We start from the raw sequence: 8,200 nt of genomic DNA on the forward strand, positions 1-8,200 counted from the left end.
CTTTCGCTGGGGTGACGGTCAGAGGGAAAAGGCCGGCTCCCATTTTGGGAAACCGGCCTCCGTTCGCGACCCTGACGGGCTGTTTAGAATTTGAAGTCCAGGCGCGCGTAATAATAGCCGCCGGAGGTGCCATAGGGGCCGTGCCCGTAATAGGCGTTGTAAGTGCCCGTGCCATTGACATAGGGCGACACGCCCGCGCCGGGGGTGACGCCCTGCATGAGGGCGGGGATTTCCGGCCGCTTGTCGAAGAGGTTGTTCGCGCCGATCGCGAAGGTCACATTGTCGGTGAAGTCGTAGCTTGCCTCCAGGTCGGTGATGGCCGCCGCTTTCACCACGCCGTTGAAGTAGAGCTGGTTGGCGTTGATGTTGGTGACTGGATTAAGCGCGCCATCGGCGATCAGGAAGCCGCCGTCGGGGATGAAGCCGCCCGCTGGCGTGAAGGCCGGGCGAACGAGGACGCTGGTCTTGCCGTAGAAGGTTTCACGCAGGTTGAGCGTGAAGCGGCCGCTTTTGAACAGCGCGTTGGCGACGATCTTATAGTCGGGATTGGAGCGTTCGATATTGCTTTCCGACGCGGCGTTGAAGATCGGGTAGCCCACCTTGTTGTTGGTGATCTTCGTCTTGTTGTAGTTCGCGGTCAGCGACAGGTTGAGCGAGCCGAAGTCCAGCGCGACCGGGTAGCTGGCCGAAAAATCGAGGCCCCAGGTGCGGGTGTCGATGCCGTTGGTGAAGCTCGACACGCCGATCGTGCCGGACGTGAACAAGGCGCTGTCCAGAACGATACCTGCGGCGTTCAGGGCGTTGAGGATGTCGGCTCCCCCCGCCTGCGGAACCCCGTTCAGGACGGCATTGCGCGCCGCCGTTCCGGTAATGCGGTCCTTGATCTTGATGATGTAGCCATCAAGGGTGATTGCGAGTTTCGGCACGGGCCGCAACACGACACCGGCGGAGAAGTTCTTCGACTTTTCGGGCTTCAGGGGGCCGAAGCCCAGCAATTGGGCTGCGGGCGTGCCCGCGGGCAGCTGAGCCACCGCGCTGGTCGGACCCACGCTGATCGTCGAATATTTCTGTTCCGCGAGCGTCGGCGCGCGGAAGCCGGTGCTGACGGTCCCACGCAGCGCGAAGGCGGGCGAGACGTCGTAGCGAGTCGTCGCCTTCCATATCGCGGTGTCGCCGAAGTCGGTATAATCCTCATAGCGCCCGGCAAGATCGACGCTCCAGCCGTCCAGTGGCTCGCCGATCAGGTTGGCATAGACGGCTTTCGAACTGCGCTGATAATCGCCTGCGTCCGTCGCCTTGTAACCGGGGAAGGACTGAACGCCGGTCTTGTAGGTGGAGACGGCGTCGCCCTGAAGGATTTCATATTCATCCTTCCGATATTCGCCACCGAAAGCGAAGGTCAGCGGGCTGGCCATGCCCACTTCGAATTCCTTTCGGATGTCGGTGGTGATGGTCGTCTGCGCCAGCTTGAAGCCGCCGTCATAGGCGCTGCTGGGCGTGATCGCCCGCGCTGCGCCGCCCGCGGCAAAGCTTTCCTGCCACAGTTCGCGGTGCGCCGACTGTTCGGTGTAGATGCTGTCCTTCTGGGCGCCATAGGTGCCGGAAATATCGTAGTTCCAGCCGCCGCCAAATTCGCCCTTCGCGCCGATGGTGAAGCTATATTCGTCCTCCACCACATGCTGAAGCGGGACCATGCCGTAGATCCCGGTATCGCTGTAGCAGATGCCCGGATCATAGGGTGCGGGCGTCACGCTGCCGCCGAGGTTACCGGGTTCGTAGCAGATGCGCTTGGGATGGCGGTAGCCTTGGCGAGCCCAGCCTTCGCGGCGGGCATAATCGCCGAAGCTGTAGAGTTCGACGCCGCCGAAATCATAGCCCATATTGTAGAAGCCGAGCGTCAGCTTCGTGCGTGGCTGGCCACCGTTGATGCCCGAAAGAGCGTCGCCAGCCAGGTTCGCCCATTGCGCGGGCGCATTGGTTTGCAGGGTCCCGTCGCGCTGCGTTACCTGAACCTGGCCTTCGCCGACCGTGGTGTAATCCTGCCGCCGGTGAAACAGCGTCAGGTTGAAGAAGCCGTCCTCGCCGAGCTTGAAACCCATATTGCCCGAGACGGAGAACAGCTCGCCCTCGCTGTCATAATGCTGGCCGCCGGTGATCTTGAAGCTGCCGCCTTCGTCCTGATCCTTGAGGATGAAGTTGATGACGCCCGCGATCGCGTCGGTGCCGTAGACGGCGGCGGCACCTTCCTGGAACACTTCGACGCGGGCGACGGAGTCCGGCGGGATGAGGTCGATGCTTGGCGCGGCCGAGCCCTGGAACGCGCCGGAGATGACCTGGAGGATGCCGTTGCCATGGCGGCGCTTGCCGTTGACCAGCACCAGCGTGTGATTGGGGCTGAGGCCGCGAAGCCGGGCGGACAGAGAGAAGCTGGAAAGATCCGTGCCCTGCGTCTGCGCGGTGAAGCTGGGGACGATTTGCGTCAGCACCTGATTGAGGTTGGGCTGGCCGACATGGCTGATCGCCTCTTCGCTCAGCACCTGGATCGGCGCGGCGCTTTCTGCGGCCTGCATGCCCGTCGCGCGGGTGCCCGTGACGATGATCGCGCCGCCGTCGTCAGCCTGGGCTTCCTGCGGCGTTTCCTGTGCCATGGCGCAAGCAGACCATGAGGAAGCCAGAACAAGAGAAAGCCGGAATGCGGATAATCGTTTCATCTATTGCCCCCTGCTTATGCGTTATCGTGCAGTGGGAAAGACGAAGAGGTGGTGGTTAGCCGCTATTACAGCGTGCAATCATGCGATTGAGAAAGGTGCAACTTGCTTGCGCAATTTGCATGCAGGCTGGGTAGCGGATTTTCAGACTTGGTTCGTATTAGGATTGCTGACCTGACCTTAGTCAGCATGTCGGGTGCGGCGAGAGGGTCAACCTCAGGATTTCAGCGCCGTCTCGATGAGGTCGCGTGCTTCCTTGCTGTTCCAGTCCATGGCTCCGACGACGCGCAGCATCTCCTTGCCCTGGCGGTCGTAGAGGACGGTGGTGGGGAGCATGCCGGTCGCATAGTGGAAGCCGAACTGATTTTCCGGATCGATGAAGCTTTTGAGGTGCGGCAGCGGATGCTTGGCGAAGAAGGGCTTCACCACGCTTTCGCCCTGGCTGTCCTGCGAAATGGTGAGCACGGCGAGGCCCTTCGGCTCATAAGCCTTGGCCACCGCGTCGAGCGTCGGCATTTCCGCGACGCACGGCGCGCACCATGTGGCCCAGAGGTTCACGAGCACTGGCTTGCCCGCGAAATCCTGCAAGGTCGCGTCCGCGCCGTCGGGGGCTGCGAAGGCAAAATCCGGAGCAGGGGTGCCTGCCTTCGAGCGGTCGAGCGTGTAGCTGAAATCGCCCTTGGCGCTTTGCGGCGCGCCCATTGCCTCGCCGCTTGTCGGCGGGACTTGCGCGCTGCTATTCGCTTGATCTTGCCCCGCGCCCGGCGATTGCCTATCGCACGCGCCGAGGCCAGCCAGCAGGAGCAGAGTCATTACGCAGGGCAAGAACGATCGGGGCGGGGAAGATCGCAACGGGAGCTCCAACAGCATGTGGGGCGGACGCTTCGCAGCGGGCCCGGCTTCGGTCATGCGCGAGATAAATGCCTCCATCCCGTTCGACAAGCGATTGTGGAAGCAGGACATCGCAGGGTCGAAGGCGCATGTCGCGATGCTGGCCAAGCAAGGCATCGTTTCGGCCGACGACGCGGCGGCGATTGCCCAGGGGCTCGACACCATTGCGGCTGAATATGAAGCCAATGGCGTGCCGGTGAACCTGGACCTTGAAGATATTCACATGGTGACCGAGTCTCGCCTTGCCGAACTGATCGGCCCGGCGGCGGGGCGGCTGCATACGGCGCGGTCGCGCAATGATCAGGTGGCGACGGATTTCCGCCTGTGGGTGCGCGACGCGATAGATGAGGTCGAGGCGGGGCTGGATGCGTTGCAGCAAGCGCTGCTGGCGCGCGCGGAGGAGCATGCCGAGGCGGTGATGCCGGGCTTCACGCACCTTCAATCCGCGCAGCCGGTGACGCTGGGTCATCATCTGATGGCCTATTATGAGATGATCCGCCGCGACCGCAGCCGCTTTGCCGATGCGCGCGCGCGGGCGAATGAATGCCCGCTGGGCGCGGCGGCGCTGGCCGGGACCGGTTTTCCGATCGACCGGCATGCGACGGCGGCGGCGCTGGGCTTTGCCAAGCCGACCGACAACAGCCTGGATAGCGTCAGCGACCGCGATTTCGCGCTCGATTATCTGATGGCGGCGACACAGTGCAGCCTGCATCTGTCGCGCCTGGCGGAAGAGTTCATCATCTGGGCGAGCCAGCCTTTTGGCTTCGTCAAGCTGCCCGACGCCTATTCGACCGGCAGTTCGATCATGCCGCAGAAGCGCAATCCCGACGCGGCCGAGCTGGTGCGCGGCCACGCGGGGCGGATCATGGGCTGCATGAATGCGCTCTGCGTCACGATGAAGGGCCTGCCGCTCGCCTATTCGAAAGACATGCAGGACGACAAGCCGCCGGTGTTCGAAGCGCATGATCTCCTCGGCCTCTCGATCGCGGCGATGACCGGGATGATCGAGACGGTGACGTTCCGCACCGATCGCATGCGCGGCCTCGCCGAGAGCGGCTTTGCCACGGCCACTGACCTTGCCGACTGGCTGGTGCGCGAAGCCAATGTGCCGTTCCGCGAGGCGCATCATATCACGGGCCGTGCCGTCGCGGCGGCGGAGAGCGCGGGCACGCCGCTCGCCGACCTGCCGATCGAGACGCTGAAGGCCATTGACGCCCGCATCGATGAGCGCATCTATGCGGTGCTGACGGTGGATGCGTCGGTCGCCAGCCGCAAGAGCCATGGCGGCACCGCGCCTGACCAGGTGCGCGCGCGTATCGCTGAGGCGCGGGAGGAGACGGCATGAGGATTGCCATAAGTCGGAACGTCGTCTTTGCCCTGCTGGTTCTGGGCGTCGCAGCCTGTGGCGGACGGCAGCCGTTGAAGCCTGTCGAAGGGCAGAAAATGCCAGCGGTGCCGGTCGGCGCTGCTGCCGCGCCCACCGCGCAGCAGCTGATGACGCCAACCATGCAGTCGCGGCCGGAACGAAGCGTGGACATTCTTTCGCAGTCGGAAGTGCGCAAGGATGATCCCTTCGACCTGCCGCCTGAAAACCAGCCCTGATACGCTTCGCTAGGACAGACAAGCCTTGGACCATTTCGACTATGTGAACGGCGCCATGCATGTGGAGCAGGTGCCGATGGCGGAGATCGCGCAGGCGGTCGGCACGCCCGTCTATATCTATTCGACCGCTACGCTGACGCGCCACGTCAATGTCTTTCGCGATGCCTTGTCACGGCTGGACGATCCGCTGATCGCCTTTGCCGTCAAGTCCAATCCCAATGGCGCCGTGCTGGCGACGCTGGCGAAGCTGGGGCTGGGCGCGGACGTGGTGTCGGGCGGCGAGCTGCTGCGGGCGGTTGCGGCGGGCATTCCGGCCAGCCGCATCGTTTTTTCCGGCGTCGGCAAGACGGCGGAGGAAATGCGCCTTGCCCTCGACCATGGCATTTTCCAGTTCAACCTGGAGAGCGAGCCGGAAGCGGAGATGCTGTCCGAGGTGGCGTTGTCGATGGGGAAGAGGGCGCCTGTCGCCTATCGCATCAATCCTGATGTGGACGCGGGCACGCATGCCAAGATTTCGACCGGCAAGTCCGAGAACAAGTTCGGTATCCCCTATGACAGGGCGCTGGAAAGCTATGCCGCCGCGCGCGGCCTGCCCGGTCTGGATGTCCGGGGCGTCGCCGTTCACATCGGCAGCCAACTGACGGATCTTGCACCGCTTGAAGCAGCTTTCATCAAAGTCGGAGCGCTGATCGAGAAGCTGCGCGCCGAGGGGCATGATATCCGCACCGCCGATCTTGGCGGCGGACTTGGCGTTCCCTACGATCCCTCGCTTCCTGTTCCGCCGCTGCCGCAAGCCTATGGCGAGATGGTGACGCGGGTGACGCAGGGGTGGAACGTGCGGCTGATGTTCGAGCCGGGCCGGGTCATCGTCGGCAATGCAGGGGCGCTGCTGTCGCGGGTGGTGCGCGTCAAGCAGGGGGCGCAGGCACCGTTCGTCATCGTCGATGCGGCGATGAACGACCTGATGCGGCCCAGCCTCTATGATGCCTGGCATGATATCCGCGCCGTTAATCCTTCGGGCGCGCGCGAGACCGCCAATGTGGTGGGACCGGTGTGCGAGACGGGCGACACCTTTGCCATGCACCGTGACATGGACGTGGTGCAGGCGGGCGATCTGGTCGCCTTCATGACGGCGGGCGCTTATGGCGCGACCATGGCGGGGACCTATAACAGCCGCCCGCTGACGCCCGAGGTGCTGGTGTCCGGCGACAAATGGGCCGTGGTCCGCGCCCGCCCGCCGATCGAGGCGCTGATCGAGGCGGACATGATCCCCGATTGGGTGCAGGGCTGATGCAAAGCCTGCCCGTCTTCCTGGTGTTGAAGGGCAGGGCCGTCATCCTGACGGGGAAGGGCGAGGCGGCGGACGCCAAGCGGCGGCTGCTGGAACGGGCGGGCGCTCATATTGTCGGCGAGGATGCGGACGCGGGGATTGCCATCGTCGCGGATGGTGATGAGGCGACGGTCGCGCGGCTGAAGGCACGCGGCGTGCTGGTGAATGCGACCGACCGGCCGGAGCTTTGCGACTTCACCTTGCCCGCCATCATCGACCGGGAGCCTGTGTTGATCGCCATCGGCACGGGCGGGGCGTCGGCGGGACTGGCCAAGGCGCTGCGCCAGCGGATCGAGGCGCTTTTGCCGCAACGGCTGGGGGCGCTCGCCGCCGCATTGTACGACGCGCGCGCCGCCATTCGAGCGCGCTGGCCCGATGCGAGCGCGCGCCGCCGGGCGATCGACGCCGGCCTGTCGGCGGGAGGGCTGATCGACCCTTTGCGCGAGGATGCCGCCGATGCGGTGCCGCGCTGGCTGGCGGAGCAGGGGGAGGCCGAACCTTCCCGCCTGGTCGCGTTGCGTCTGCTGTCAGGTGATCCCGATGAGCTGACGCTGCGCGCCGCCCGCCTGCTGGGGGAGGCTGACCGCATCTATCATGAGTCGCGCGTGCCGCCCGCGATCCTTGATCGTGCGCGCGCCGATGCCGTGCGCATCCCTGCCGACGCGCCGCCGGAAGCGCCGGGCGAGGGGCTGTCGCTATGGCTGGAGATGCCGCGATGAGCCGGGTGTTCGTCTATAATGGCGACGGAGCGCGCGAAATCTCGCTCGACGAGTTTTGCGCGCAGGCGGATCATGCGGCTTTCAGCTGGGTCCATGTGGATGGCTGGCGTGAGGATGCGCACGGCATCGTCTCCCGCTGCGACCATATGCCGCAGGCGGCGCTGTCGGCATTGCTGGCGCAGGAGACGCGGCCGCGCTGCACATTGATGGGGCATGGCGCGCTCATCAACCTGCGCGGCCTGGGGGCGGACGATAAGGCAAGCGGCGATCCGCTGGTGTCGATCCGCCTGTGGGCCGAACATGCGCGCGTGATCACCGTCAGCTACCGCCCGCTCGCGGCGATGGAGCCGGTGGTGAAGCGGATGCTTGCCGGGGAAATCCGCGATCCGGGCGACCTCATCGCCGCCTTCGCACAGGAAATCACCGAAGCGCTCGACCCTGAAGTCGCGCAGCTTGGCGATGATCTGGATGAGATCGAAAGCAGCCTGAGCGACAGCGGCGCGGCTGAAGTACGGCGGCAGGTATCGGAAATCCGGGCCTCGGCGATCAGCTACCGCCGCTTCATCGCGCCGCAGCGGCAGGCGCTGGAAAGATTGTCGGCGGCGGACGCGCCCTGGCTGCATCCCGACGACCGGCTGCATTTGCAGGAAGCGGCGGACCGCTGCGCGCGCATGGCCGAGGAATTGGAGGCGGTGCGGGAACGATCGGCGCTGGCGCATGAAGAGCTGACGGACCTGCGCGCCGAGCAGATGAACCGGCAGGCGCTGATCATATCGGTAGTGGCGCTGGTGTTCCTGCCTTTGACCTTCCTCACCGGCTTGCTGGGGATGAACGTGAACGGCATACCCTTCGCCCATGAGCGCTGGGCGTTTTGGGGCGTGGTCGCGGTTTGCGTGGTCATGGCGGTGGGGATCAGTGGCTGGTTCGCCGCCACGCGCTGGCTGAAGCGT

General features: G+C 64.9%; 7 protein-coding genes. 5 read left to right on the plus strand and 2 right to left on the minus strand.

The window, feature by feature from the left end; all coding sequences use genetic code 11:
• Positions 1-83 precede the first annotated feature (83 nt).
• Together NCHOL11_RS02265 and NCHOL11_RS02270 are read right to left on the minus strand one after the other, a co-directional pair.
• Positions 84-2,711 carry a TonB-dependent receptor plug domain-containing protein gene (locus NCHOL11_RS02265; protein WP_097090881.1) on the minus strand — a complete coding sequence of 876 codons (2,628 nt, stop codon included), beginning with the start codon at positions 2,709-2,711 and terminating at the stop codon, positions 84-86.
• Positions 2,712-2,924: 213 nt separating this feature from the next.
• Positions 2,925-3,521, minus strand: coding sequence for a TlpA family protein disulfide reductase (locus tag NCHOL11_RS02270; protein ID WP_176502163.1), 597 nt, complete (start codon positions 3,519-3,521; stop codon positions 2,925-2,927).
• 55 nt (positions 3,522-3,576) lie between these two features.
• Here NCHOL11_RS02270 and argH point away from each other — a divergent pair, with 55 nt between their 5' ends.
• The 5 genes from argH to NCHOL11_RS02295 all read left to right on the plus strand — a co-directional run.
• The gene (gene argH, locus NCHOL11_RS02275) at positions 3,577-4,944 is read left to right on the plus strand and encodes an argininosuccinate lyase (RefSeq protein WP_097090883.1); all 1,368 of its coding nucleotides are present in this window, start codon (positions 3,577-3,579) and stop codon (positions 4,942-4,944) included.
• Positions 4,941-5,201, plus strand: a complete 261-nt coding sequence (locus NCHOL11_RS02280) for a hypothetical protein (protein ID WP_097090884.1) — start codon at positions 4,941-4,943, stop codon at positions 5,199-5,201. Before argH ends, NCHOL11_RS02280 begins: the two co-directional genes overlap by 4 nt.
• A gap of 25 nt (positions 5,202-5,226) precedes the next feature.
• Positions 5,227-6,492 (plus strand): diaminopimelate decarboxylase, encoded by a 1,266-nt coding sequence (gene lysA, locus NCHOL11_RS02285; protein ID WP_097090885.1) that lies wholly within the window; start codon positions 5,227-5,229, stop codon positions 6,490-6,492.
• On the plus strand, positions 6,492-7,250 hold the full coding sequence (locus tag NCHOL11_RS02290; protein WP_097090886.1) for a precorrin-2 dehydrogenase/sirohydrochlorin ferrochelatase family protein: 759 nt from the start codon (positions 6,492-6,494) through the stop codon (positions 7,248-7,250). Before lysA ends, NCHOL11_RS02290 begins: the two co-directional genes overlap by 1 nt.
• A partial coding sequence (locus NCHOL11_RS02295) for a zinc transporter ZntB (protein WP_097090887.1) occupies positions 7,247-8,200 on the plus strand: 954 nt, incomplete at its 3' end. The genes NCHOL11_RS02290 and NCHOL11_RS02295, both read left to right, overlap by 4 nt.

Origin of the sequence: Novosphingobium sp. Chol11 (assembly GCF_900218065.1) — a bacterium.
Taxonomy (GTDB): Bacteria; Pseudomonadota; Alphaproteobacteria; order Sphingomonadales; family Sphingomonadaceae; genus Sphingobium; species Sphingobium agri.

What these genes read in the sequence shown, in the direction of transcription:
- NCHOL11_RS02280 (WP_097090884.1), top strand. Translation starts at nt 4,941, where the DNA reads ATGAGGATTGCCATAAGTCGGAACGTCGTCTTTGCCCTGCTGGTTCTG.
- NCHOL11_RS02290 (WP_097090886.1), top strand. Translation starts at nt 6,492, where the DNA reads ATGCAAAGCCTGCCCGTCTTCCTGGTGTTGAAGGGCAGGGCCGTCATC.
- NCHOL11_RS02270 (WP_176502163.1), bottom strand. Translation starts at nt 3,521, where the DNA reads ATGACTCTGCTCCTGCTGGCTGGCCTCGGCGCGTGCGATAGGCAATCG.
- NCHOL11_RS02265 (WP_097090881.1), bottom strand. Translation starts at nt 2,711, where the DNA reads ATGAAACGATTATCCGCATTCCGGCTTTCTCTTGTTCTGGCTTCCTCA.
- argH (WP_097090883.1), top strand. Translation starts at nt 3,577, where the DNA reads ATGTGGGGCGGACGCTTCGCAGCGGGCCCGGCTTCGGTCATGCGCGAG.